The 25,221-nt window shown below is 57.1% G+C and carries 18 protein-coding genes and 1 riboswitch; of the genes, 4 read left to right on the top strand and 14 right to left on the bottom strand.

Annotated elements, in window-relative coordinates:
* Positions 1–153 precede the first annotated feature (153 nt).
* On the bottom strand, positions 154–1,236 hold the full coding sequence (locus ACOTX4_RS07300; RefSeq protein WP_071957448.1) for a YadA-like family protein: 1,083 nt from the start codon (positions 1,234–1,236) through the stop codon (positions 154–156).
* 615 nt (positions 1,237–1,851) lie between these two features.
* Positions 1,852–1,948, top strand: a riboswitch (TPP riboswitch).
* A gap of 35 nt (positions 1,949–1,983) precedes the next feature.
* Here ACOTX4_RS07300 and thiM point away from each other — a divergent pair.
* From thiM to ACOTX4_RS07285, 3 genes are read left to right on the top strand one after another with little or no spacing between them, the layout of a single operon-like run.
* Entirely contained in the window at positions 1,984–2,754 is a 771-nt protein-coding gene (gene thiM, locus ACOTX4_RS07295; RefSeq protein ID WP_032609682.1) for a hydroxyethylthiazole kinase, read from the top strand.
* Positions 2,751–3,551, top strand: a complete 801-nt coding sequence (thiD, locus tag ACOTX4_RS07290; RefSeq protein ID WP_003859244.1) for a bifunctional hydroxymethylpyrimidine kinase/phosphomethylpyrimidine kinase — start codon at positions 2,751–2,753, stop codon at positions 3,549–3,551. The genes thiM and thiD overlap by 4 nt, the downstream gene beginning before the upstream one ends.
* Before the next feature lie 42 nt (positions 3,552–3,593).
* Complete coding sequence (locus ACOTX4_RS07285) at positions 3,594–4,340, top strand: GntR family transcriptional regulator (RefSeq protein ID WP_003859242.1); 747 nt, start codon at positions 3,594–3,596, stop codon at positions 4,338–4,340.
* Here ACOTX4_RS07285 and ACOTX4_RS07280 read toward each other — a convergent pair.
* Genes ACOTX4_RS07280 through ACOTX4_RS07270 form a run of 3 tightly spaced genes read right to left on the bottom strand, consistent with a single transcriptional unit; the run spans position 4,314 to position 7,542 of the window.
* Complete coding sequence (locus ACOTX4_RS07280) at positions 4,314–5,267, bottom strand: PfkB family carbohydrate kinase (RefSeq protein WP_003859240.1); 954 nt, start codon at positions 5,265–5,267, stop codon at positions 4,314–4,316. The genes ACOTX4_RS07285 and ACOTX4_RS07280 overlap by 27 nt on opposite strands.
* Complete coding sequence (locus ACOTX4_RS07275; protein ID WP_063937730.1) at positions 5,264–6,268, bottom strand: ADP-ribosylglycohydrolase family protein; 1,005 nt, start codon at positions 6,266–6,268, stop codon at positions 5,264–5,266. Before ACOTX4_RS07275 ends, ACOTX4_RS07280 begins: the two co-directional genes overlap by 4 nt.
* Positions 6,265–7,542 carry a nucleoside permease gene (locus ACOTX4_RS07270; RefSeq protein WP_003859236.1) on the bottom strand — a complete coding sequence of 426 codons (1,278 nt, stop codon included), beginning with the start codon at positions 7,540–7,542 and terminating at the stop codon, positions 6,265–6,267. The genes ACOTX4_RS07275 and ACOTX4_RS07270 overlap by 4 nt, the downstream gene beginning before the upstream one ends.
* 248 nt (positions 7,543–7,790) lie before the next feature.
* Between ACOTX4_RS07270 and fbaB the strand changes: the two genes are divergently transcribed.
* Entirely contained in the window at positions 7,791–8,843 is a 1,053-nt protein-coding gene (gene fbaB, locus ACOTX4_RS07265) for a class I fructose-bisphosphate aldolase (protein WP_000129585.1), read from the top strand.
* 397 nt (positions 8,844–9,240) lie between these two features.
* On the opposite strand, the gene yegS is transcribed toward fbaB, so the two are convergent.
* From yegS to ACOTX4_RS07215, 10 genes are all read right to left on the bottom strand, one after another.
* A complete protein-coding gene (yegS, locus tag ACOTX4_RS07260; protein WP_063937728.1) occupies positions 9,241–10,140 on the bottom strand; it encodes a lipid kinase YegS in 900 nt (299 codons plus the stop codon).
* Positions 10,141–10,310: 170 nt separating this feature from the next.
* Positions 10,311–10,916 (bottom strand): hypothetical protein, encoded by a 606-nt coding sequence (locus tag ACOTX4_RS07255; protein ID WP_050871419.1) that lies wholly within the window; start codon positions 10,914–10,916, stop codon positions 10,311–10,313.
* Positions 10,917–10,923: 7 nt separating this feature from the next.
* The gene (locus ACOTX4_RS07250) at positions 10,924–11,889 is read right to left on the bottom strand and encodes a hypothetical protein (RefSeq protein ID WP_048210183.1); all 966 of its coding nucleotides are present in this window, start codon (positions 11,887–11,889) and stop codon (positions 10,924–10,926) included.
* A 409-nt stretch (positions 11,890–12,298) separates the two neighbouring features.
* Positions 12,299–13,660 carry a tRNA 5-hydroxyuridine modification protein YegQ gene (gene yegQ / locus ACOTX4_RS07245; protein WP_022651495.1) on the bottom strand — a complete coding sequence of 454 codons (1,362 nt, stop codon included), beginning with the start codon at positions 13,658–13,660 and terminating at the stop codon, positions 12,299–12,301.
* Positions 13,661–14,265: 605 nt separating this feature from the next.
* Positions 14,266–14,988 (bottom strand): two-component system response regulator BaeR, encoded by a 723-nt coding sequence (gene baeR / locus ACOTX4_RS07240; RefSeq protein ID WP_015572364.1) that lies wholly within the window; start codon positions 14,986–14,988, stop codon positions 14,266–14,268.
* Complete coding sequence (gene baeS / locus ACOTX4_RS07235; protein WP_006811258.1) at positions 14,985–16,388, bottom strand: two-component system sensor histidine kinase BaeS; 1,404 nt, start codon at positions 16,386–16,388, stop codon at positions 14,985–14,987. Before baeS ends, baeR begins: the two co-directional genes overlap by 4 nt.
* Positions 16,385–17,800 carry an MFS transporter gene (locus tag ACOTX4_RS07230; RefSeq protein ID WP_003862087.1) on the bottom strand — a complete coding sequence of 472 codons (1,416 nt, stop codon included), beginning with the start codon at positions 17,798–17,800 and terminating at the stop codon, positions 16,385–16,387. Before ACOTX4_RS07230 ends, baeS begins: the two co-directional genes overlap by 4 nt.
* Complete coding sequence (gene mdtC / locus ACOTX4_RS07225; protein ID WP_063938144.1) at positions 17,801–20,878, bottom strand: multidrug efflux RND transporter permease subunit MdtC; 3,078 nt, start codon at positions 20,876–20,878, stop codon at positions 17,801–17,803. It abuts the gene before it with no gap.
* Positions 20,879–24,001: an MdtB/MuxB family multidrug efflux RND transporter permease subunit gene (locus tag ACOTX4_RS07220; protein ID WP_022651491.1), complete on the bottom strand. Its 3,123-nt coding sequence runs from the start codon at positions 23,999–24,001 to the stop codon at positions 20,879–20,881.
* Positions 24,001–25,203, bottom strand: a complete 1,203-nt coding sequence (locus ACOTX4_RS07215) for an MdtA/MuxA family multidrug efflux RND transporter periplasmic adaptor subunit (protein WP_022651490.1) — start codon at positions 25,201–25,203, stop codon at positions 24,001–24,003. The genes ACOTX4_RS07220 and ACOTX4_RS07215 overlap by 1 nt, the downstream gene beginning before the upstream one ends.
* Between the last annotated feature and the right edge of the window lie 18 nt (positions 25,204–25,221).

The following is a 25,221-nucleotide window of genomic DNA, read 5'->3' as shown; positions in this document are numbered from 1 at the left end:
GAGACATACATCACGCCGATCCAGATCCCGAACGAAATCAGCATTAGGTACAGGGCTACCGAAATAAAAATATATTTAGACATCTTTTTGTATCAACGAAATGCTCATCCGCAAAATGAGGCTTTATACTTGTCCCGACGATTGTTTTACGCTTTAAAAGCCCATACCAATCCCAACCGAAGCGCCCATATTATTCGCAGTGTCATCTGAGAAGCTCACTTTCGCGATGACATGGGAATTAAAGTTAACGGACGCACCGACAGCAAGCGCGCTCTCACCGTTGTAAGTCGCACCACCAGCAGAGAACATGACGCGCTGATTGGTTTGCACTTGTGGCAAACCCGCCATCGCCATCGCCCCTGAAATACCGGCATTAGCCTGCTTCTTATTATTGTCCACTTCATCACGCAGAGATTTAAATTGCTGGCTGGTGTTAGTATTCATTGCCTGTAATGACTGCCTGGTGGCTTGCAGATCCTGCGTGGCGGCAGTAACAGCCAGGCTATTTTTAGCGACCTTCGCCTGGGTAGCTGTATCCAGCTGTCGTTGTGTCACGGTGGTTGTCACACCATCTTTACCGTTATGACCGTCTGCACCGTCGCGACCGTTTCTTCCCGCAATGCCTTGTGCGCCAGTATCACCCTTATCACCTTTCATACCTGTCGCGCCAGCATCGCCTTTTTCACCCTTCGCGCCAGTTACACCGGTATCCCCTTTATCGCCCTTTGCGCCGGTATCCCCTTTATCACCCTTTGCGCCAGTCGCACCGGTATCCCCTTTATCACCTTTCGCTCCATCTGCACCGTTGATGGGTTTAGGTGCATTTTCGAGAGCAGTAAGGCGGCTATCCTGAATATTATCGACGTGTTGAAGGTTGATAATGGCTGTGCCGTTAGTCGCCACACCCTGTAAGGCCGTCTCACTTTTCAGACTGGCGGTATCGGCAAGTGCGCCAGCAAGCAACGCTTTCTGATGTGCGTCGTTAGCCATTTTATCCACGACTAACACGCCCAGTTTTGTGGACTGAAGGTCGTCGTTAACCTGCGTTAAGCGGTTATCCGTTGCGCTATCACGGTTAATACTATCAGCGTTGTTTTGTGTAATTTGATCTTGATGGTCATTTACAATATTAGTGATTTGCTGATCGTCCCAAACCGTATTCGCGGCTTCAGCCTGGCTCATTGTACCCGCTAAGACAATGCCCATTACAAAAATAGCAGTAAAGTTTTTATTCATAGATTTCATTTAAAAAGCTCACATCATTAATTATCGAAAATACTGAAGCTGAACAGCTTTATTTTTTGGATTTAAAAAACGGTTGAAGATTATCTAAATCTTATTTAGTAACGAGAGTGAACTATCAATTAAACGCAAACCAATGATGTTGATCTAAGTCATAAATACTATGAATAGTTCCGAGGGCGTAAAAGTCATTTTGCGGTTGTTATTAATGTAAACATTAAAGTGAAAATGACGAGGAAAATGAGAGGGTCAGATTAAGTAATTGACAGAAATAAATTTCTGCAAAATAAATGTTTACATTGATGCCTGAGTTTATTTCATACGAAAGCAGGTGGGCTGTCTTATAAAATCACTCCCGGTGAGTCATTATGGATAAAAATAAAATTTCTCAGCACAGAAAGTGAATATTATATTTAATGAGTTCTTAACAAATATGGCGGGATAATTAACTGAACAATAATGTATACATATTGAGCGTAGTTAATATCTTGTCGTTTATTGTTCGTTACAGGGGGTTAACGGACAGCCCAAAACTCCTTGCACCCGGGTTACCCCCCGGTTACACTACATGACTACGAAACGCCATTTTGTAAGTAACTGTTTTATAAGTAATTTGACTCGGGGTGCCCTTCTTTGTGAAGGCTGAGAAATACCCGTATTACCTGATCTGGATAATGCCAGCGTAGGGAAGTCAGATGCCTACCCGGTCATCGCTTCTTCACGCACGGCAGGAGCGAAACCATGCAGCCTGACCTGCTCGACTCACACGTTTTACATCAATTCCGAACCCGTTCCCCGCTCACGCACTGTATGACCAACGATGTCGTGCAGACCTTCACCGCCAACGTGCTGCTCGCGCTGGGCGCTTCCCCGGCAATGGTGATCGAAGCCGAGGAAGCGGAACAGTTTGCCGCGCTTGCCGATGCTCTGCTCATCAACGTGGGTACACTCACCGCACCGCGCGCCCAGTCGATGCGTCGGGCTATTGAGAGCGCTGTAGCCGCGGGCACACCCTGGGTTCTGGATCCGGTTGCGGTTGGCGCGCTGGCGTTCCGCACCCGTTTTTGCCAGCAAATATTATCCCTTAAACCTGCGGCCATTCGTGGAAACGCCTCCGAAATCCTCGCCCTTGCCGGAATGAGTGCGGGCGGGCGGGGGGTTGATTCCACCGATACGGCAGCGAGCGCGTTGACCGCTGCGCAGACGCTCGCCCGTCAGACCCATGCCGTTGTGGTCGTCACAGGAGAAGTGGATCACATCACTGATGGTCAGCGAACCCGTACGGTCGCGGGCGGCGACCTGCTGATGACCCGCGTGGTAGGAACTGGCTGTGCGCTCTCGGCGGTCGTCGCCGCCTGCTGCTCGCTGCCTGGCGACAGGCTTGATAACGCGACGGCTGCCTGCGGCTTTATGAAGCGCGCAGGGTCAGTTGCCCTGACTCAAAGCCGGGGGCCCGGCAGCTTTTCCTCCGCGTTTCTGGACGCGCTTTACGCGCTGGAGGAACAGGTATGACACGCATAAATGCCCTGACTATTGCGGGAACCGATCCCAGCGGCGGAGCGGGGATCCAGGCAGACCTGAAAACCTTCTCTGCGCTCGGCGCTTACGGATGTTCGGTTATCACCGCGCTGGTGGCGCAAAACACGCGCGGTGTACAGTCGGTGTATCGCATTGAGCCGGATTTTGTCGCCGCACAGCTGGATTCGGTATTCAGCGATGTACGTATCGACACCACCAAAATTGGCATGCTCGCAGAGGCGGACATTGTTGAAGCGGTCGCGGAACGTCTCAAACGTTATCAGATAAAAAACGTGGTGCTCGATACCGTGATGCTGGCCAAAAGCGGCGATCCGCTGCTCTCCGCCTCGGCCGTCGACACCCTGCGTAAAAAGCTGCTGCCGCAGGTGGCGCTGATCACGCCAAACCTGCCTGAGGCCGCCGCGCTGCTGGATGCGCCACACGCGCAAAACGAACGTGAAATGAAAGAGCAGGGCAATGCGCTGCTGGCGATGGGGTGTCGCGCGGTACTGATGAAAGGCGGTCATCTCGATGATGCAGAAAGCCCGGACTGGCTCTTCACCCACGATGGCGCGCAACGTTTCACCGCCCCGCGCGTACAGACCAAAAACACCCACGGCACGGGCTGTACGCTCTCGGCGGCGCTGGCGGCGCTGCGTCCCCGAAACGCGAACTGGGCGGATACGGTACAGGAGGCGAAGATCTGGCTCTCGGACGCGCTGGCAAAAGCCGATTCTCTGGAAGTGGGTCACGGTATTGGGCCGGTTCACCATTTTCATGCATGGTGGTAAGCCGTATACTGGCATAAAACCTTATGCCAGAGAAAAACAGAGATGGAACAAGCGCATACCCGGTTAATTGCTCAACTCAAGGAACGAATTGCCGCACCGGACAACACGCCGCTGTATCTGAAATTTGCCGAAACGGTTAAAAACGCGGTACGCAGCGGCGTGCTCGCGCACGGTAATATTTTGCCTGGCGAGCGCGATCTGAGCCAGCTTGCCGGTGTGTCGCGCATTACGGTGCGTAAAGCGATGCAGGCGCTGGAAGAGGCTGGCGTCGTCACCCGCGCGCGTGGATACGGTACGCAAATCAACAATATCTTTGAATATTCGCTAAAAGAGGCGCGCGGGTTTTCTCAGCAGGTGGTGCTGCGGGGCAAAACGCCCAACACGCTGTGGGTTAATAAACGCGTCGTGAAATGTCCGGAGGAGATCGCCCGCCACCTTTCCCTTGCGCCGGACAGTGATGTATTTCTGCTTAAGCGCATCCGCTACGTGGATGACGATGCGGTATCGATAGAGGAGTCCTGGGTACCAGTAGGATTAATTCCCAACCCGGACGACATTGGCGTCTCGCTTTATGATTACTTCCGCAGCCAGAATATCTTTCCGCAGCGCACCCGGTCCCGCGTCAGCGCCCGGATGCCGGACAGCGAGTTTCAGGCGCATATCAAGATGGACGATAAGATACCGGTGCTGGTGATCAAGCAAGTCGCGCTCGATCAACAGCACCGGCCAATTGAGTACAGCATCAGCTACTGCCGCAGCGACCTATACGTCTTTGTGTGCGAGGAGTAGGGCCTCGCGCGTGGGGGCGCAGTCGCCACCGCGATGGCTGACTACCCAGGCGGCTACGGCATTGCCAAGCTGCACCGCCTCTGGCAGTGACCATCCCGCGGCCAGACCGGCAAGGGTACCTCCCGCATGGCTGTCACCCGCGCCGATGGTATCGACCACGGTAGCAGGAAACGCCGGAACGTGTCCGGAAGCGTCACCGTCATACCAGACCGCCCCGTCTTTATCATGGCGTACGATCAGCGCAGCGCCAAACCTCTGCTGCCACCGTGTGCCGAGCTCTTCCACGCTTACGCCAAGCCATTCTGCGGCAAGTTCCGCCTCCTGACGATTAAGCGAGACCATCGGTTTGCAGGCCATAATCCTTGCCATCAGCGGGTCGGGAATATCCGCGATGCGCGGACCGAAATCGATAAAGAGCGTCGCATCCTGAAGACTTTCCAGCCAGGCCGTCAGCAGCTCACCGCTGGGGGACGCCAGCTGGTAGCCGGACAAAGAGATCAGGCTCCCTGCCGGCACGCTTAACCCGTCCAGCCAGCGCTGCTGCCACTGATTCTCCACGCCGCTGAACGACATAAAGGTCCGTTCACCGTCAGGCTCCACCAGCGCCAGGCACCAGCCGTTATCGCCCGTTTCCGCTTCCACGGCGCTGTGCAGATCCTGCTTCGCCATGGCGTTACGGATAATATCGGCCCACACGCCGTGGCCGACAGGAAGCGCGTTTTGCGCAGCAATGCCGAGCCGCTTCAGGGCGATGGCGATATTCAGCGCGCAGCCGCCAATATTCACTCCCTGTTGCTTCAGTTCGATATCACACCCGCGCCAGGGCAGAGCGTAGGCGTCGGCAATCACGTCGATGACCGCCGCGCCGAGCACCGTTACGGGACGCGTGGCGTGAAGGGTTTCGAGACGGCGGGCAAAAGCACTCATACGCCCTCCCTGTGCTCCCGGAAGTGCAGCAGTTTTTCACAGTAGTGGCCGAAATCGAGCCGGTTTACGGCATCAAGTTCGTTTTTGAGTGCCGGATCAATGGCCTGTACACCGTGCAGCGCGCCGCAGATGGCTGTTGCCATCGCGCCGATAGTGTCAGTATCACCACCCAGGTTGGCGCATAACACCGCGCAGCGGTTCGGATCGGTACCCGCGAGTTCGACCATCGCAATCGCCGCCGGAACGGACTCAAGGGTGCTCGTGCCCGCGCCAATAAGCTGATAGATCTGCTCGCTGGCGGTCTCGGTACCGTTGGCTTCGCGCACGGTTTTCAGGGCCAGCTCAATACGAGCGGAAAGCGATGCGCTGAAGGTGGTCGTGTTCGCCTCCTGTGCCGCACGGGCAATACCCGGCAGGGCATCGGCGATGTTCTGCCAGCGCTCGCCGTCGATAGCGCGTGAAACCGCCCAGGCGATCACCACCGCACCGGCGATAGCGAGATCCGATTTATGGGTCGGGCTGGAGGCTAACGCAACCTGTTCCACAAAGTGCGCCAGACGCGTGGCCGGCAGCAGGCATCCCAGCGGGGAGGCGCGCATCGCCGCACCGTTGGTGATGCCGTTGTTCTCCAGCTGGCTCACCGGCTTGCCGTCACGGATGGCGTTCAGGGCAATTTTGGAGGTCGGGCCGAGCACATTCTTATTGAACGCGTCAAAATCCAGCGCCCAGTCCAGAATATGCTTACCGATAACGTCAGGGTTAATTTCCCCCTCGCATTCGATAATCGCATCGGCCAGGCACAGCGCCATCGACGTATCATCCGTAAATTCGGCCTGCTTAAAGTAACAGGCGGCATTATTCTCAGCCGGGCCGGGTAAGAAACGGTCGATCCAGCCGAAGTGCGCTTTCACCCGCTTGCGCGGCCACAGCTCCGACGGCATTCCCATCGCATCCCCTAACGCCTGCCCGTAAAGAGCACCGAGAATACGGTCTTGTTTCATTTAACTTCCCCTCGTGTCAGCGCGGTATCGCCATCAACCACCTCAATTGCGGTGATCTCTTTATCCGATTCGCGGAAAAACAGCATAAACAGCACGGCAATCACCACAATCATGATTGCACCAAACGTCCACATTCCGGCCCAGTTGAAGGTCAGCCCATTCACCGGCTCTTTATATGCGAACATTTTTTCCATCATCACGCCGCCGAGACGGTAACCCAGCAGGCTACCAAAGCCCTGACAGCACAGCGTGATCAAGCCCTGCGCCGCGTTGCGCATATGCACGGGCGCTTTTTTATCCACGTAGATGTACGCGGTGACGTAATAGAAGTCATAGCTTACGCCGTGCAGCAGAATGCCGAGGAACAGCAGGGCGTAGGTGAAGTATTGCTCGGCGCCACCGTAAACAAAGAAACCGTAGCGAATGGCGGCGGTGATCAGGCCCAGCAGCAAGACCTTCTTAATACCAAAGCGTTTGGTAAAGAACGGCAGAGCGAGCATGAAGAAGATTTCAGAGAACTGGCCGAGGGTCATCCAGCCGGTGGCGTTTTTCATTCCCACTTCGGTGAGATAGCCGTTGGCAAAGATGTAGTAGAAGGCCAGCGGCATGGCGAACAGGAACGAGCAGAAGAAGAACACCAGAAAGTTTTTATCGCGCAGCAGGATCAGCGCATCCAGCCCCAGCATCACTTTGAAATCCAGCTTGCCGGTACTCTTTGGTGGCGTGTTCGGCAGGAACAGCGCGAAGACGCCGAGCAGAAGGGAGCTGGCAGCGGTCATCAGCAGCGGAATATTGGTGTCAGAGATGTCGCTATAGCCCATCATCTGCGGCAGGAAGCCGCACGCCAGGCCGGAGGCAATCCAGCCGATGGTGCCCATCACGCGGATGCGCGGGAAATCAGCCTCTACGTCATCGACGTTCGCGAAGGCGATGCTGTTGGTCAGCGCGATGGTCGGCATATAGGTCAGGGAGTAGGCCAGCAGCAGCGGGAAGAAGGTGCTGAACTGGGTTTGCTGTGCTGCGAAATACATCAGAATCGCGCCAGCGAACATCAGCACGGCCAGCACTTTCTGGGCGGCGAAGAAACGGTCCGTCAGCGAGCCGACCAGGATAGGAGAGAGGATCGCGGCAATCGCGGTACAGGCATACGACCAGCCAATTTCCCCGGCGGTAAACCCGCTCTTACTCAGCCACAGCCACAGCGGCACAAACCATGCGCCCCAGATAAACCATTCAACGAACATCATGAATGACAGTTGGACTTTCGTTTTCATTTTTTAATCCTGCATGTCAGAGGTACGCATGTAACATACCATGTGATAATACCTTTTAAATACCTTTAAGGCGATTGTTTGATCAGTGTAACAAAAATGTTGTACACGAAACGAGCCAGCAGATTGTGCTTAAAAAAGTTGCAAATGGTGGAAAATAGGTTAAGTCGGTACCAGGCTTAGTCTGCCTGCAAAAACGTGGGCTTGGATCACACGCTCCGACATCATGTCGGACTTACGGGAGCATCACTATGACTGATATTGCGCAGCTGCTTGGCAAAGACGCCGACAGCCTTTTACAGCATCGTTGTATGACCATTCCAGCCGACCAGCTTTATCTGCCTGGCCATGATTACGTAGACCGGGTCATGGTCGACAACAACCGTCCGCCTGCCGTACTGCGAAACATGCAGACGCTTTACAATACCGGCCGTCTGGGCGGGACCGGCTATCTCTCCATTCTGCCCGTTGACCAGGGCGTAGAGCACTCGGCGGGAGCGTCGTTTGCTGCTAACCCGCTCTACTTTGACCCGAAAAACATTGTCGAGCTGGCGATTGAAGCAGGGTGTAACTGTGTGGCATCGACGTATGGCGTGCTGGCCTCCGTTTCTCGCCGCTACGCTCACCGCATTCCGTTCCTCGTCAAGCTGAACCACAACGAAACCCTGAGCTACCCAACCGAATATGACCAGACGCTGTACGCCAGCGTCGAGCAGGCGTTCAACATGGGCGCGGTGGCGGTCGGGGCAACCATCTATTTCGGCTCTGAACAGTCGCGACGTCAGATTGAAGAAATCTCCGCGGCGTTCGAGCGTGCCCACGAGCTGGGCATGGTAACCGTGCTGTGGGCCTATCTGCGTAACGCGTCATTCAAGAAAGACGGCGTGGATTACCACGTATCAGCGGATCTGACCGGTCAGGCAAACCACCTGGCGGCAACCATCGGCGCGGACATCGTGAAGCAGAAAATGGCCGAGAATAACGGCGGCTATAAAGCGGTGAACTTTGGCTATACCGACGACCGCGTGTACAGCAAGCTGACCAGCGACAACCCGATCGATCTGGTGCGCTACCAGCTGGCGAACTGCTACATGGGCCGCGCCGGGCTGATTAACTCCGGCGGTGCGGCAGGCGGTGAAACCGACCTGACCGACGCGGTGCGCACGGCGGTCATTAACAAACGTGCGGGCGGTATGGGGCTGATCCTGGGCCGTAAGGCGTTTAAAAAATCCATGGCCGACGGCGTGAAGCTGATTAATGCGGTTCAGGATGTCTATCTGGACAGTAAAGTCACGATTGCCTGACGCCACCGTATCCCTCTCCCCCGTGGGCTGAGGGTTCCTCACAAAATAATGCCTGCACAAACGGCCCCCTCTCCCTTGAGGGAGAGGGTGGCTCAGTCGCCACCACCCTGGCGACCCGGGCTCCCGGCGGTAAATCGCCGCTTCGCGGTCCCTTCGGCTTATTCCTTCCGGCTTATCGGGGACGGGCGGAAGTAACATCCCTGTACAGCCTGCCCTCTCGGCGCATCCCTGCGCCTCGCCCCGGCCTACAGGAAACGCCTCAGCGATTTACAGCCGGACCGAGGCATCGCTGAAAGCCCTCAGTGATTCTGAGGCAACGTTATCGCTTTTGCTTTCAAATTACTGGGGAACCCTCAGCCCTGTGGGGAGAGGGCATTATCGCGCACGCTGTAAAAAATCAGCGCAACAGCGCGCAGTCCGGCGGCAAACGGCACTGCAACGCCCCGGGCAACACCTCAATGCGGAATCGCTCGCCGCTGAGCGGCTCTCCGTCGAGGTTAAAGGTCATGCCGTGTGGAGCGATCACTTCAAACCACGCGGATTTCCCGTCGATGATATTGGGGCTCTCCTCTGGCTGCGTCAGCGTCGTAAACAGCGCAGGCAGCAGCCCGTCGCCGGTAAAAATACGCAGCTGTAATTGACCGTCGTTGATCAATGCTTCCGGGCAAAGCTGCTGACCGCCCCCCGCCTGCCGCCCGTTGCCGATACCAATCACCAGCGCGTCGCCCTGCCAGTGGAAGTTCTCACCGTGAATTTCACAGCTGTCGGGCTTGAGGGTGTCCATGCGCATTAGGCCATGGATGAGATACGAAACGCCGCCCAGCGCGGCTTTCAGTTTTTCCGGTGTTTCGCTGGTGATCCGCGTGCCGAAACCGCCCGTTGCCATATTGATAAAGCAGGTTCTTTCATTCACCTGCGCAATATCGACGGCGGTCGCTTTCCCGAGGATAGCCAGTTGCAGTGCTTTGCCTACATCCTCCGGAATACCGGCGCTGGTGGCAAAATCGTTGGCGGTACCGAGCGGTAAAATCCCCATCGCCGGGCGATGGGCTGTGTCGAGATCAATAAGCGCGCCAGCGATCTCGTTGATCGTTCCGTCGCCGCCGCCGGAAATGATGGTCTGAACACCTAACCTGATGCCCTCGTCGATGTAGCGCGCCGCATCGCCTTTTTCAAACGTTACCCGCACGTGTATGCATGCTCCGTCTTCACGCAATTCGGTAATCGCCTGGCGCAGCAGATCGTTGCCTGCACTCTTGCCGTTAAGAATTAATAAACTGTCTGGATAGGTTGCCATCCGGGTTGCTCCCTTTTTTAGCTATAGAAAGAGTGTATCCCAGAGAGGGAAAAAGCGGGTAAGAACAGGATGAAAGGCAAAAAATAAGCCCGCGTAAGGGCTTTGAAATCGACTAAAGAACCCCGTAGCGCTTACAGTGCATACTACTGCCGCTCAATTGACTATTGTGGTCAACGTTTGAGGTGTGACATTGGCCTTGCCTCGATTTTGAGCTGCTTACGCCAGACCCGATTATGTAGCGTTAGCGCAATGGAGCGGTAAAAAATCGATGAATTCATCCACATAATGTTCAGAAAGAAAAATCCCAGCCCCAGCAAAGAGGTTATTTGCGGTGTGTAGTTCTCAACAGGGCCGAATAAAAGCGAAATCCCCGTCCAGATGAAATAAATGATGCTCATTATGCCTGTCAGCGTAATGACGAAAATATGCAGTTTATATCCAGGTAAAGAACCTCGTGTAGTCAGAAACATCGTGCTCATCACTACCAGACAATACACAATCGCTGCAATGAATACTCCCATCATAACCTTAAATTCGGGTAAGCCGAGCCAGCGAAACAGCAACAACCAGAGGGACACTTGCAGCATGGCGTAGCAAAAAATAGCCAGTAACGTGCTCACTGCCAAAGGAATTCCTGTCATATGGACGCCCACAGGAACGCCGAACCGATCTTTTAACTGTTCTTTTAATGTTTCAAGCTGGTTGAGATCATCGGTCGCCATTTTACTTTTAACCAAAGCACTTAATGCAAGGCTATCTCTAATGTATTTCATCATGGACGGGTCAATAATTTCCTGTAAATGAAAAAGACTGAATTAAACCAAAAATGTATTTACCCGTTTGTGCAACATTCTGTGGATTTCTGATATTTCCTGAGATGGCACTTCCAACGAAGGCAGAAGAATTTGAAATGGTATTCAGCAACTCACGCTGTAAGAGCAACTGCAACGCTTCTGACGGATAACGTTTGGGATACACGCCTGCCTTCATTGCTGCTTTTACACCTGAATTCGAGATGCCGGGATTGCGGATACGAATAATCTCCTCTGTTAATCGCGTACGGTCGGCCCGGCTCATTTTTTGTAATAAGGAGAGCAAACTCTCAGACGATGAACGGTTAAGAAGGCGATATGTTAATGCAGCGCTTTTTAAACCCGCAGCAGCCCCGGCAAGAGAAATCGCATCCAGGGCTGTGTTGGTTGCTGTATACCACTCCTGGGAATCCATCCACGCAACGTAATCATCATGATTCATAGCAATCAACGATAGTCGGCCAAGCCCATTTGCACATTGAATTCCAGTTGCTACACCACCGGCTAAAATCACAGCGGCTATAGCACCGGAAGACCCTGCAGTGAGAGGTATAGCCATACCGGCCCCTGCCGCAAGTACAACAGTAAGAATTGCGGCTCCGCAGGAAATGGCCGTTGAACCAATTTCAGTTGCCAGGGAAGGGGAATTAATCGTCGCCGTTGTTGCCTGAACAGGGTTAACTAATGAGGCATTTACTTTGGTTATGACTACATGACTAACCGAGCTTTCGTTTGGTGTAGCAATCCTTCTTGATGGCCGTACTAGCCACTGACGTGTACCGTCTGAGTAGATAATCCCGGCCTGGCTAAAATTTCTGCTACAGTCCAGTTGACCTGCAAGTGCTGTGAAATTTATATCGCCGCCAGAGGCAAGACCAAGACTGCGTGCGAGTGCGTAATCTGGAAGATCCTTTGAAAATTGTCCTGTGAATGTCACTTCATCTCTCCGTCCGTGTGAAATGTTGATTGTTAATAAAACAAGAGTAAAGGTCCTGTTAACACTTAAAATTAGGAATGTTCCGAATAGTGTTCATCCCTCTCAAATCCATTAAAAAATGTGATTAGGATCCTTTGTTCGTTCGATTTGCTTAGATGATACGCCTAATGCTGACACAACCTTTCCCGGGTCAATGCAACGCCATATTTATCAGGGGGAAAAATTTCAGGAGTTAACAAAAAAATAAGCCCGCGTAAGGGAGATTACGCAGGCTAAGGAGGTGGTTCCTGGTACAGCTAGCATTTATGGGTTATGTTTTTCAGCGGGGGGGATAATACCCGTATTGAACGAAGCGGTATGTGATCCGATTCTAAGAATTATCCCAGCGTGAAAAAATCCCGTTGATTGACTATTTGCCGTGTGGATTTCGGGTATTTTCACCTTCAAAATTACGCATCAGCAGCGCAAACTCCAGCTCCACCTCTTCAGGAACCGGCAGCCAGACCACATGGCCGTCGCCAGGTGCGACCTCAATCGCCTCACCTTTTTTGTTTTCCAGGTGCTCCAGTCGGAAGTTCATGTTGCCCTGCGGCGTCATCAGCTCCAGGCTGTCGCCTTTAGTGAATTTGTTTTTTACGGCGACGGCGGCCAGCGGGCCTTTACGCTCGCCGGTGAAGTCGCCTACAAACTGCTGGCGTTCGGAAATCGAATAGCCATGCTCGTAGTTCTGGTAGTCGTCGTGAGTGTGACGACGCAGGAAACCTTCGGTATAGCCGCGATGCGCCAGACCTTCCAGCGTTTCCAGCAGGCTGGTGTCGAACGGTTTACCGGCAGCGGCATCGTCGATGGCTTTGCGATATACCTGTGCGGTACGGGCGCAGTAGTAGTAAGACTTGGTGCGGCCTTCAATTTTCAGGGAGTGTACGCCCATCTTGGTTAAACGCTCGACGTGCGCGATGGCGCGCAGATCTTTAGAGTTCATGATGTAGGTGCCGTGCTCGTCTTCGAAGGCGGTCATGTACTCACCCGGACGTTTGGCTTCTTCGATCATAAACACGCTGTCGGTAGGCGCGCCAATTCCCAGCGTTGGCTCAACGTTGGTGACCGGAATCGGCTCGTGTTTATGCACGATGTTACCGATGTCATCCTCTTTGCCTTCCTGAACGTTATATTCCCAGCGGCAGGCGTTGGTGCAGGTGCCCTGGTTCGGGTCACGCTTGTTGATATAGCCAGAGAGCAGGCAGCGGCCGGAGTAGGCCATGCACAGCGCGCCATGAACGAAGATTTCGATCTCCATATCCGGCACCTGGGTGCGGATCTCTTCGATCTCTTCGAGGGACAGCTCGCGGGACAGAATGACGCGGGTCAGCCCCATCTGTTTCCAGAATTTCACCGTTGCCCAGTTGACGGCGTTAGCCTGCACTGAGAGGTGAATGTCCATCTCCGGGAAATTCTCCCGAACCAGCATGATTAAACCCGGGTCCGACATGATCAGCGCGTCCGGCCCCATCTCCACGACCGGCTTCAGGTCACGAATGAATGTTTTCAGCTTGGCGTTGTGCGGCGCGATGTTCACCACCACGTAGAATTTTTTGCCCAGGGCATGCGCTTCATTGATGCCGAGCTGAAGATTCTCGTGGTTGAATTCGTTGTTACGCACGCGCAGCGAGTAGCGCGGCTGGCCCGCGTAGACGGCGTCGGCGCCATAGGCGAAAGCGTAACGCATATTTTGCAGCGTTCCCGCCGGGGAAAGGAGTTCCGGTTTAAACATGTTTGTTCTCGTTCTGATGACAGGTCAGATCCGCATGCACCTGATGCAGCGGTAAGGGGAGATCCCCCACTTTAAGGGCGGGCATTGTAGCGCTGCGGGGAAGAGAGGTAAAGCTTTGCCCCTCACCCTAACCCTCTCCCCTTTGGGGCTGAGGGTTCCCCACAAAATAATGCCTGCACAGACGGCCCCCTCTCCCTTGAGGGAGAGGGCTGGGGTGAGGGGGAACATACGGCTCTGGTGGTCATTCCGTTCACGTTATGTTCCTTGCTACTCTGTCACGACATGGCCGGTGAACGTGCCAGGGTGGCTCAGTCGCCACCACCCTGGCGACCCGGGCTTCCGGCGGTAAATCGCCGCTTCGCGGTGCATTCGGCTTATTCCTTCCGGCTTATCGGGGACGGGCGGAGGTAACATCCCTGTAAAGCCCGCCCTCTCGGCGCATCCCTGCGCCTCGCCCCGGCCTACAGGAAACGCCTCAGCGATTTACAGCCGGACCGAGGCATCGCTGAAAGCCCTCAGTTATTCTGAGGCAACGTTATAGCTTTTGCTTTCAAATTGCTGGGGAACCCTCTCCCTTTGGGGAGACGGCAGGGTGAGGGGGGTATTCAGGCAATCCTGCACGCATCCGCTTCCCAGCGATACCCCACGCCGTACACCGCGCGAATAAACGACTGGTCGGCGTCCAGCGCCTCCAGCTTGCGGCGCAGGTTTTTGATGTGGCTGTCGATGGTGCGGTCGGTCACCACGCGGTAATCGTCATACAGATGGTTGAGCAGCTGCTCGCGGGAAAACACTTTGCCCGGCTCGTGGGAGAGCGTTTTCAACAGGCGAAACTCTGCGGGGGTGAGATCCAAAAGTTTGCTGCGCCAGCTCGCCTGGAAACGGCTTTCGTCGACGATCAGCGGGCTTTGCGCATCCAGCACCTGCAATTCACGCTGCGGCTTACAGCGGCGGAGGATGGTTTTCACGCGAGCGACCACCTCCCGCGGGCTGTAAGGCTTGCAGATGTAATCGTCGGCGCCGATTTCGAGCCCCAGCAGACGATCGATCTCTTCGATTTTGGCCGTCACCATCACGATGGGCACATCGGAGAAACGACGAATTTCGCGGCACAGGGTTAGGCCGTCGGTACCCGGCAGCATCAGATCCAGCAGGATCAGATCCGGCGGCGTCTGGCGCACGTAGGGCAGCACCTGGTCGCCGTGGCTGATAAGCGTTGGCGCGTAACTCGCAGCGCGCAAATAGTCGATCAGCAGTTGCCCAAGTTTAGGCTCGTCTTCCACGATCAAAATACGCGGTGTGTTGTCGTCAATCGGTAACTCGGTCATGCTTCCCTCGATAAATCCCGTTCCAGAGGTAACTCTACTGTAATGCTAACCCCGCCAAAAGGCGAATGGGCGGCGCGGATGGTGCCGCCATGGGCCTCCACAATGTTAACGCAAATGGCCAGCCCAAGGCCGGAACCGCCGCTGGCGCGGTTGCGTGAACCTTCGGTGCGATAGAAGCGCTCGAACAGTTTTTCCAGCTGCGCATCCTTCACGCCAGGGGCGGAGTCCGCAAAGGTCAGGGCAAAGCGCCCGTTTTCCTGCCTGCCGGAGATATGCAGCGCGCCGCCGCCGTCGGTGTAGCGGAGGCTGTTCTCCAGCAGATTATTGAACAGCTGCATCAGGCGATCTCTGTCGCCGAACACCACCGCACTGTCCGGCAGCGAAAGGTTGATTTTCAGGTCACGGCTGGCGAAGCGCTCGCGGAATGCGCCGGTCACGACTTCAAGGATATTGATCACATCGATCGGTGCTTTCTGGTAAGCCAGGGCGCCTTCGTCGGACATGGAAAGCTGATGCAGATCGTCCACCAGTTTGGTCAGCGTACCGACTTCCGCCTGAAGCGAGGCCACCGACTCGGGGGTGAACTGCCGCACGCCGTCCTGAATCGCCTCCAGCTCGCCGCGCAGCACCGCCAGCGGGGTGCGCAGCTCGTGCGAAATGTCGGCCATAAAATCGCGGCGCATCTGCTGGTTTTTTTCCAGCGTGCTGGCGAGCTGGTTGAAGTCCTGCGCCAGCTTGCCCAGTTCATCCTGGCTGCGGGTGTCCACGCGGGTCGAGAAATCACCCGCCGCCAGCTTGTGCGTGCCTTCCACCAGGCGCTTAACCGGCGCCAGCAGGCCGCGCGCCAGCGGGAAGGTGGCGAGCGCCGCAAGCAGGGTAGAAAGCGCGACAATCAACCAGCTGGTCTGACGCTGCTGGCGGTCAAAGTTGATGTCGGTGTTGCGCGTCAGCCGCTCGACCGGGGAGGCGATAACCCAGCCCACCGTGGCGCCGTTCGAGGTAATGGCGCGCTTTGTGCCGTCCGGCGGTACCGGAGAGCGTGGGCCAACGAGCACGCGCATCTCCTGATCAATTACCCAGAACTGGGTGCGCCAGCCGTGCGGCGGCATGCCCGGTCCCGGACGGTCGTCGTCATTATCGTGCTCCAGCGAGCGCAGAATTTGAAATATAAAGCGATCGTTGTTGCGCAGAAAACGCCAGTTACCGTGCAGGCTATACTGTTCCCCCAGCGCGTCGCTTAAGCCCTGTAAACGCTGTTCGTTACCGTGCTTGATGTAGTCAATAAAGCCGCGCTCAAAGCTGACCCGCACCGCCCAGTGCATAGTAATCAGCAGGACGATACAGGTGGCGAAAATCGCCACAAAAAGCTTACCGGTGATCCCCGGACGCCAGAATTTCATGGTGCACTCCTTTTGCCGCGTCGGATCACGACGTTTTTGGTCGTGTCATTCGGCACTCTGGCAAAGATAAAAGCGGGCAGAGCGATAATTACCGCCATGCTGAGGTAAGTGTATAAAAAGACCTGATGCGCGACGGGGGTGTCGGCGCTGAGATGGTGCTGACCGTACATGCCGAGCAGCAATCCGGCAACCGTGACCCCCACGCTCATGGAGAGCTGCATGATCATCGACAGCAGACTGTTACCACTGCTTGCCAGCTCGTCCGGCAGATCTTTCAGCGTCAGGGTGTTCATCGACGAGAAGCGCATGGAGTTGATGATCCCCTGGCAGAACAGCACCAGCGGCAGGATGTAGTACCAGCCCAGCAGCGCCACGGCCATAAACAGCAGGCAGACCAGCGCCAGCCCGATCGTGGCGGCCACCAGCACGCGGCGATAGCCAAAGCGGTTCACCACCTGCACCACAATACGCTTCATCCCCATGCTGCCAAGTACCATCGGGATCATCATCAGCCCGGCATGGAACGGCGAGAAGCCCATCCCAATCTGTAAAAATACCGGCGTCATAAACGGCAACATGCCGCTGCCGATGCGTCCGGCAAAGCTGCCGAACAGACCAAGACGGTAGGTGGGATTCTTGAACAGATTCAGGCTGAACAGCGCGTTAGCGTTACCTCTGGCATGCCACAGATACCAGAGAATGGCGGTGACACCCAGCGCTACCAGCAGGGCGAGCGACAGGGAGGAGATCCCCAGCCCTTTTTGCCCGTCGAGCGCGAGGGTAAGCGTCGCCATGCCAGCTGCCAGCAGGATGAAGCCAAAGAAATCAAAGCGCCGGGTCTGCATTTTATAGTTCGGCATCAGCGTCAGGGTGGCAATCGCGCCGATAATACCGACCGGCAGGTTGATCAGGAAGATCCAGTGCCAGGAGGCATACTCCACCAGAATCCCGCCCAGCGCCGGGCCAAGCAACGGGCCGACCTGACCGGGCAGGGTGACGAAGGTCATCGCCGCCATATACTGCGCGCGCGGAACAATTTTCATCACCGTTAACCGCCCGACGGGTACCATCATCGCGCCGCCGACGCCCTGTAGCACGCGCGCCATCACCAGCTGGTCGAGGGTATTGGCCTGGGCGCAAAACAGAGACCCGGTGGTAAACAGCACAATGGCGGTGAAGAAGATGTTTCGCACGCCGACTTTATCCGCCAGCCAGCCGCTGGCAGGCAGCATCACAGCGACCGTCAGCACGTAGGCGACAATCACCATATGCATGTGCAGCGGGCTCTCCCCCAGGCTTTTCGCCATCGAGGGGAGGGCGGTGTTCACGATAGTCGTGTCCAGCGACTGCATAAAGAAGCCGAACGCGACGATCCACAATTGCCAGCGAACGTTACTGGGTAGGTCGGTCATTTACTCGGTCACCGTGGTTCTCTTTTTACGCGAAAAACGCAGCCGCAGGCGGTCAAAGAACAGATAGACAACCGGCGTCGTGTAGAGCGTCAGCAGCTGGCTCATCACCAGGCCGCCAACGATCGTGATCCCCAGCGGCTGGCGTAGTTCAGAGCCGTCACCGCCGGATATGACCAGCGGCAGCGCGCCGAACAGCGCGGCCAGCGTGGTCATCATGATCGGGCGAAAACGCAGCAGACAGGCCTGGAATATCGCCTCGTCCGGCGTCAGGTTGCCGTTGCGCTGGGCGTCCAGGGCAAAGTCGACCATCATTATCGCGTTTTTCTTCACGATGCCAATCAATAGCATGATCCCGATAAGCGCGATAAGACTGAATGGGGCACCGAACAGCTCCAGCGCCAGCAGCGCCCCCACGCCCGCAGAGGGAAGCGTGGAGAGAATGGTCAACGGGTGCACGTAGCTTTCGTACAGCACGCCCAGCACGATATAAACCGTGGCAATGGCCGCCAGAATCAAAATAACCTGCGAGTTCATGGTGTCCTGGAACACCTGCGCCGTACCGGCAAAGCTGCCGCGCACCGAGGAGGGCACCCCGAGCTGGGTCATGGCGCGATTAATGGCATCGCTGGCCTCAGACAGCGACGAGCCGGTTGGCAAGTTAAACGAGACGGTCGAGGCGGCGGAAAGCCCCTGGTGGTTCACCGACAGCGGGGCGTTCGACGGCTGCCAGCTGGCGAAGTACGACAGCGGAATCGCCTTACCGTCATCATTGATCACAAACATCTTGTCCAGCGCGCTGATGTCCTGGGTGTAGCGCGGATCCACCTCCATCACCACCTTGTACTGGTTCATCGGCTGATAGATGGTAGAGACTTCACGCTGCCCGAAGGCGTTGTTCAGCAGGCTGTTGGCCGCCTCCACGTTAATGCCCAGGCGGGCCATGGTTTCACGATCGTAGGTGAGCGCCATCTCCGCACCGTTGTTTTGACTGTCAGAGTTCACGTCCGCCAGCTGCGGCAGCGCGGCCAGCGCTTTACGGATCTTCGGCTCCCACTCGCGCAGGGCGGCTAAGTCATCCGAGAGCAGGGTGTACTGATAGCTGGCGTTAGCCTGTCGTCCGCCGACGCGGATATCCTGAACGGCCATCAAAAACAGATTTGCCCCCGGCTCTTTGGCAAGCTTCAGCCGCAGGCGGTCAATGATCTGCTGCGCCGTTTCGTGACGTTCACCGCGCGGCTTAAGGGTAATAAACATCATCCCGCTGTTAACGCGCGAGCCGCCGGTAAAGCCGGTGACGTTATCCACGGCCGGATCTTCCCGGATGATTTTCATAAAGTCTTGCAGTTTGCCGCGCATCGCCTGGAACGAAATGCTCTGGTCCGCCTGAATGCCCCCCATCAGCACCCCGGTATCCTGCTCCGGGAAGAAGGTTTTCGGGATGGTGATATACATCCAGACGTTGAGGACGATGGTGCCGATCAGCACCAGCCCGACAATACGCGTGTGGTTCAGCACCCATTTCAGCGATTTGCCGTAGCCGGACTGCATCGCCATCAGGACGCGGCCAAAGCCTTTCCTGCGCGGCTGCGAGTGCGGTTGGCTGCGCTTTAGCATCCAGCCGCACATCATCGGCGTCAGCGTCAGCGAAATCACCAGTGAGATACCAATGGCGACGGAGAGCGTGACGGCAAATTCGCGCAGCAGTCGCCCCGGCAGGCCGCCCATCAGCAGCAGCGGCAGGAATACCGCCACCAGCGACAGGCTCATGGACAGGACCGTGAAGCCCACTTCGCGCGTCCCCTGAAGCGCCGCCTGGAGCGGCTTCATGCCCGCTTCCAGATGGCGCGAGATATTCTCCAGCACCACGATGGCGTCATCCACCACAAACCCGGTGGCAATCGTCAGCGCCATCAGCGACAGGTTGTTAAGGCTAAAGCCGCACAGGTACATGGCGGCAAAGGTGCCTATCAGCGATACTGGCACCGCCACCGCCGGGATCAGCGTCGCGCGCCCCGAGCGCAGGAACAGGAACACCACCAGGATCACCAGCGCGACGGAGATGATCAGCGTTTGCTCTACCTCCTCAAGCGAGGCGCGGATGGTGGGGGAGCGGTCCTGCGCAATCTGGAGATCGATGGCCGCCGGAATCGTTTCCTGAAGCTCCGGCAGGCGCGTGCGGATGCTGTTCACCGTCTGAATGATGTTGGCTTCCGGCAGCTTGCGGATCATCAGCAAAATCGCCGGTTTGGCGTTGGTCATCCCGGCGTTACGCACGTCCTGCACCGAATCGGTGACGCTGGCGACGTCGCTCAGGCGCACCGCCGCGCCGTTGTTGTAGTGAATAATCAACGGCTGATACTCGGCGGCGGTTTTCAGCTCGTCGTTAGTCTGGATCTGCCAGCGGTGGCTGCTGTCCTCAATCGCGCCCTGCGGCTTACGCACGTTGGCGTTGCTGATGGCGGAACGCACGTCGTCCAGCGACACGCCCTGGTTAAACAGCGCCTGCGGATTCAGCCCCACGCGCACGGCGGGCAGGGAGCTGCCGCCGACGTCCACGTCGCCCACGCCGTCAATCTGGGCGATGGTTTGCGCCAGCTGGGTGGAGGCAAAATCGTACAGCTCGCCCTGGGAGTAGGTCTCTGACGTAAGCGTCAGGATCATGATCGGCGCGTTGGAGGGGTTGGCCTTGCGATAGGTTGGACGGCTCGGCATGCCGCTCGGCAGCAGGCTTTGGGCGGCGTTAATCGCGGCCTGCACGTCACGCGCCGCGCCGTTGATGTCCCGGTCGAAATTGAATTCCAGAATGATGCGCGTGCTGCCCAGCGAACTGCTGGAGGTCATCTCGTTAACCCCGGCAATTCGACCAAGCGAGCGCTCAAGCGGCGTCGCCACCGATGAGGCCATGGTTTCCGGCGAGGCACCCGGCAGCGAGGCGCTGACCATGATCACCGGGAAATCGACCTGCGGCAGCGGGGCCACCGGCAGCAGCCGGAAGCCCAGCACGCCGCACAGGGTGATAGCGACGGAGAGTAAAATCGTCGCCACCGGACGGTAAATGAAGAGGGCGAAAAACTTCACTTACGCCTCCTCTTCACGTTTCGGGAAGCGGCTTTTCGTCCACAGGGCCAGACGGTCAAACAGCAGGTAGATAACCGGCGTGGTAAACAGCGTCAGCACCTGGCTTACGAGCAGGCCGCCGACCATCCCGATGCCCAGCGGACGGCGCAGTTCGGCCCCCACGCCGGTGCTCAGCATCAGCGGCAGCGCGCCCAGCAGGGCGGCGAGGGTGGTCATCAGGATCGGGCGAAAACGCAGCAGACAGGCCTGGTAAATGGCCTCGCGCGGCGCCATACCCTGCTCGCGCTCGGCGGCCAGCGCAAAGTCGATCATCATGATGGCGTTTTTCTTCACGATGCCGATAAGCAGAATGATGCCGATGATCGCAATCACGTCCAGTTCGCTCCCCGCCAGCATCAGCGCCAGCAGTGCCCCCACGCCCGCCGTCGGCAGGGTGGAGAGAATGGTGATCGGGTGGATAAAGCTTTCATACAGCACGCCAAGCACGATATACATCGCCACCACCGCCGCGACAATCAGCCAGACGGTGCTGCCCAGCGCGGCCTGGAACGCCAGAGTACTGCCCTGGAACTGGGTCTGAATATCGGACGGGAAGCTGAGTTCTTTCTCCGCACCCAGAATGGCCTCCACCGCTTCGCCCAGGGAATAACCGTCCGGCACGTTGAACGAAATGGTGGTGGATGGGAACTGATCGAGATGGTTAATCGACAGCGGGGTGTGACGCTCTTCCACGCTGGCAATGGCGCTGAGCGGCACAATCCCGCCGTCTTTGCTGGTCAGGCGTATCGAGTCCAGCGCGGCAAGCCCGGGCGTGTTCTCGGTGTTATGTTCCAGCACCACGCGATACTGGTTCGCCTGGGTGTAAATGGTCGAGATAAGGCGCTGGCCAAAGGCGTTATACAGCGCGTTATCCACGTCGGACATGGTAATGCCCAGACGGCTGGCGGTGTCGCGGTTGACGTTCACGTACGCCGCCAGCCCTTTATCCTGCCAGTCGCTGCTGACGTCAGAAATCTGCGGCAGTGCTTTCAGCTTGTCCACCAGCTGCGGCACCCAGGTGCTGAGTGCATCAAGCGAGGTGGCCTGGAGCGTAAACTGGTACTGCGTGCGGCTCACCTGCGTATCAATGGTTAAATCCTGGATCGGTTGCAGATACAGCTCAATGCCCGGTACGCGCGCCACAGCGCTTTGCAGACGCTCAATAACCGCGTTGACGCGATCGTCACGGTCATCGAGCGGTTTAAGGTTAATTTGCAGGCGCGCGCTGTTAAGCGACGGGTTGGTGCCGTCTACGCCCACGTAGGCAGTCAGGCTTTCCACCGCCGGATCTTTCATGATGATCTCAGACACCTGCTGCTGGCGCTGCGCCATGTTGGCGAAGGAGACCGTCTGTGGCGCCTGAAGCGTGCCCTGAATAATGCCGTTGTCCTGAATCGGGAAGAAGCCTTTCGGAATGAAAATCCACAGCATGACGCTGAGCGCCAGCGTGCCGAGGGCCACGCCGAGCGTCGCCCAGGGATGGTTCAGGACTTTCGCCAGCACGCGGCCGTAGGCGGCAATAATGCGCTCGAACATCCGCTCGGAGGCGAGGGAGAAGCGGTTTTGCTTGCGCAAAGATTCGTGGCTCAGCATGCGGGCGCACATCATCGGCGTCAGCGTCAGCGACACCACGGCAGAGATCAGAATGGCGACCGCCAGCGTCACGGCAAACTCGCGGAACAGCCGCCCGACGATATCGCCCATAAACAGCAGCGGGATCAGCACCGCAATCAGCGAGAAGGTGAGCGAAATAATGGTAAAGCCGATCTCCCCCGCGCCCTTCAGCGCGGCGGCTAACGGCTTTTCACCTTTCTCGATATAGCGCGAGATGTTTTCGATTACCACGATGGCGTCGTCCACCACAAACCCGGTGGCGATGGTGAGCGCCATCAGCGTCAGGTTGTTAATCGAGAAGTCGAGAAATACCATTACCGCGAACGTCCCGACCAGCGAGAGCGGCACGGCAACGGCGGGAATAATGGTTGCCGGAACGTTGCGCAGGAACAGGTAGATGATCATCACCACCAGCGCAATCGCCAGCATCAGCTCGAACTGGGTGTCAGTCACTGACGCGCGAATATTCGTGGTGCGGTCAGAGAGCACTTTCACGCTGACCGATTTTGGCAGGCTTTCCACCAGCTGCGGCAGCATGGTGCGAATGCTGTCGGCGGTATCAATAATGTTCGCGCCCGGCTGGCGCTGAACGTTCATGACAATCGCCTGCTGCTTATTAGCCCACGCCCCGAGCCAGCTGTTTTCCGCGCCTTGTTCGACGGTTGCCACGTCGCCCAGGCGGATCGGTGCGCCGTTCTGGTAGGCAATGATCAGCTGACGGTATTCATCGGCGGACTGCATCTGGTCGTTGGCGGAGAGCGTGACCGCGCGGGTCGGGCCGTCCAGCGAGCCCTTCGCTGAGTTAACGTTGGCGCTGCTGATGGCGGTGCGAATGGTTTCGCTGGTTAACCCCAGCGCGGCAATGGCCTGGGCATTGAGCTTAACGCGCACCGCGGGGCGTTGTCCCCCTGCGAGCGTCACCAGCCCGACGCCTGTCACCTGCGAAATCTTCTGCGCCACGCGGGTTTCGACCATGTCTTCCACCTGCGTCATCGGCATGGCGGAGGAGGTGACGGCAAGCGTCATGATCGGCGGGTCTGCCGGGTTCACCTTGCTGTAAACCGGCGGGTTCGGCAGGTCAGACGGCAGCAGGTTGGTGGCGGCGTTAATGGCGGCCTGCACCTCCTGTTCCGCGACGTCCAGCGACAGTGCGAGCTGGAACTGAAGCGTGACGACCGAGGCACCGCCCGAGCTCTGGGAGGACATCTGCTTCAGGCCAGACATCTGGCCAAACTGACGCTCCAGCGGGGCGGTGATGGCGGACGTCACCACATCTGGACTGGCGCCCGGATAGAGGGTGACAACCTGAATAGTCGGGTAGTCCACTTCCGGCAGCGCCGACACGGGCAGAAAACGGTAGCCAATGATCCCGGCCAGCAGGATCGCCACCATCAACAGGGTCGTCGCAACCGGTCGTAAAATAAACAGGCGTGATGGCCCACCTGTAGAGCTCGGCGGCATCACCTGCATCAGGCTTTTGCTCCTGTATTCTGCGCTTCCACCACCTCGACCTGCGCCCCTTCGGTCAGCCGGTCAATACCGTCGGTTACGACGCGGTCGCCTGCGGACAGCCCGGCGCTGATCACCACCGTCTGACTGTCCTGGATCCCGGTTTTCACCAGGTGTTTGCTGACCTTGTTTTCGCTGTTCAGCACCCAGACAAAGTTGCCTTCACTGCCCATTTGCAGGGCCGCCGTCGGGATCACCACGGCGTTTTCTTCGGTCGCGACCAGCATTCGCGCATTGACGAACTGATTCGGGAACAGGGCATCGTCCTGATTGTTGAAGCGTGCTTTTAGCTTGATGGTGCCGGTGGTGGTGTCGATCTGGTTATCCAGGCTCAACAGCGAACCTTCGCTCAGCTTCTGCTTGTTGGTGCGATCCCAGGCTTCAACTACCAGCGATTTTCCGGCCTTCTGCGCCTGTATCACCGTCGCAATGTCGCTTTCCGGCAGGGTAAAGACGAGATCGATAGGGTGCGTCTGGGTGATCACCACGATGCCCGTGGTATCGCCGCTGGAGATTTGGTTCCCGATATCAACCTGTTTCAGGCCCACGCGGCCGTCAATCGGCGCGGTGATCCGGCTCCAGTCGAGCTGGAGCTGGGCGCTGGCGACCGCGGCTTCGTCGGCCTTGATGGTGCCCTGAGATTCACTGACCAGAGATTGCTGGGTATCCAGCTCCTGGCGCGACACGAGGTTGGTTTTTACCAACTGCTGATAGCGGGCTAAATCGCGGCGGGCATTGGCGAGGGTGGCTTTGTCTTTCGCGAGTTGCCCCTGCGCCTGCGCCAGGGCCACCTTAAACTGGCTTGGATCGATTTCCGCCAGCAGATCGCCCGCTTTCACCTGTTGACCTTCCTGGAAGTGGATGGCCATCAGCTGACCGTCTACGCGGCTACGTACCGTCACGGTGTTGGCGGCAGTGATGGTTCCCAGCCCGGAGAGATAACGAGGCACCGCTTTATTCACCGCCGTTGCCGCCTGCACCGGTGCCAGCGCACCGCCGCGCATACCGTGGCGCCCGCCGCCCGTTGGGCGTTGTGAGGGGCTACTGGCGCCAGCAGGTGCCGTGGAGTTCGCGGACTGGCTGTGCCAGTACCAGGCGGCGGCCAGGACCACCACAATCAGACCAGCGGCGATTGCCCAGCGGGATTTGTTACTGCCTTTCATCGTTATACGTTCTCATCC

The sequence above is a fragment of the Enterobacter cloacae complex sp. IR5459 genome (assembly GCF_049238005.1).
Taxonomy (GTDB): domain Bacteria; phylum Pseudomonadota; class Gammaproteobacteria; order Enterobacterales; family Enterobacteriaceae; genus Enterobacter; species Enterobacter hormaechei_C.
This window is presented reverse-complemented; position numbering and strand designations above follow the sequence as displayed.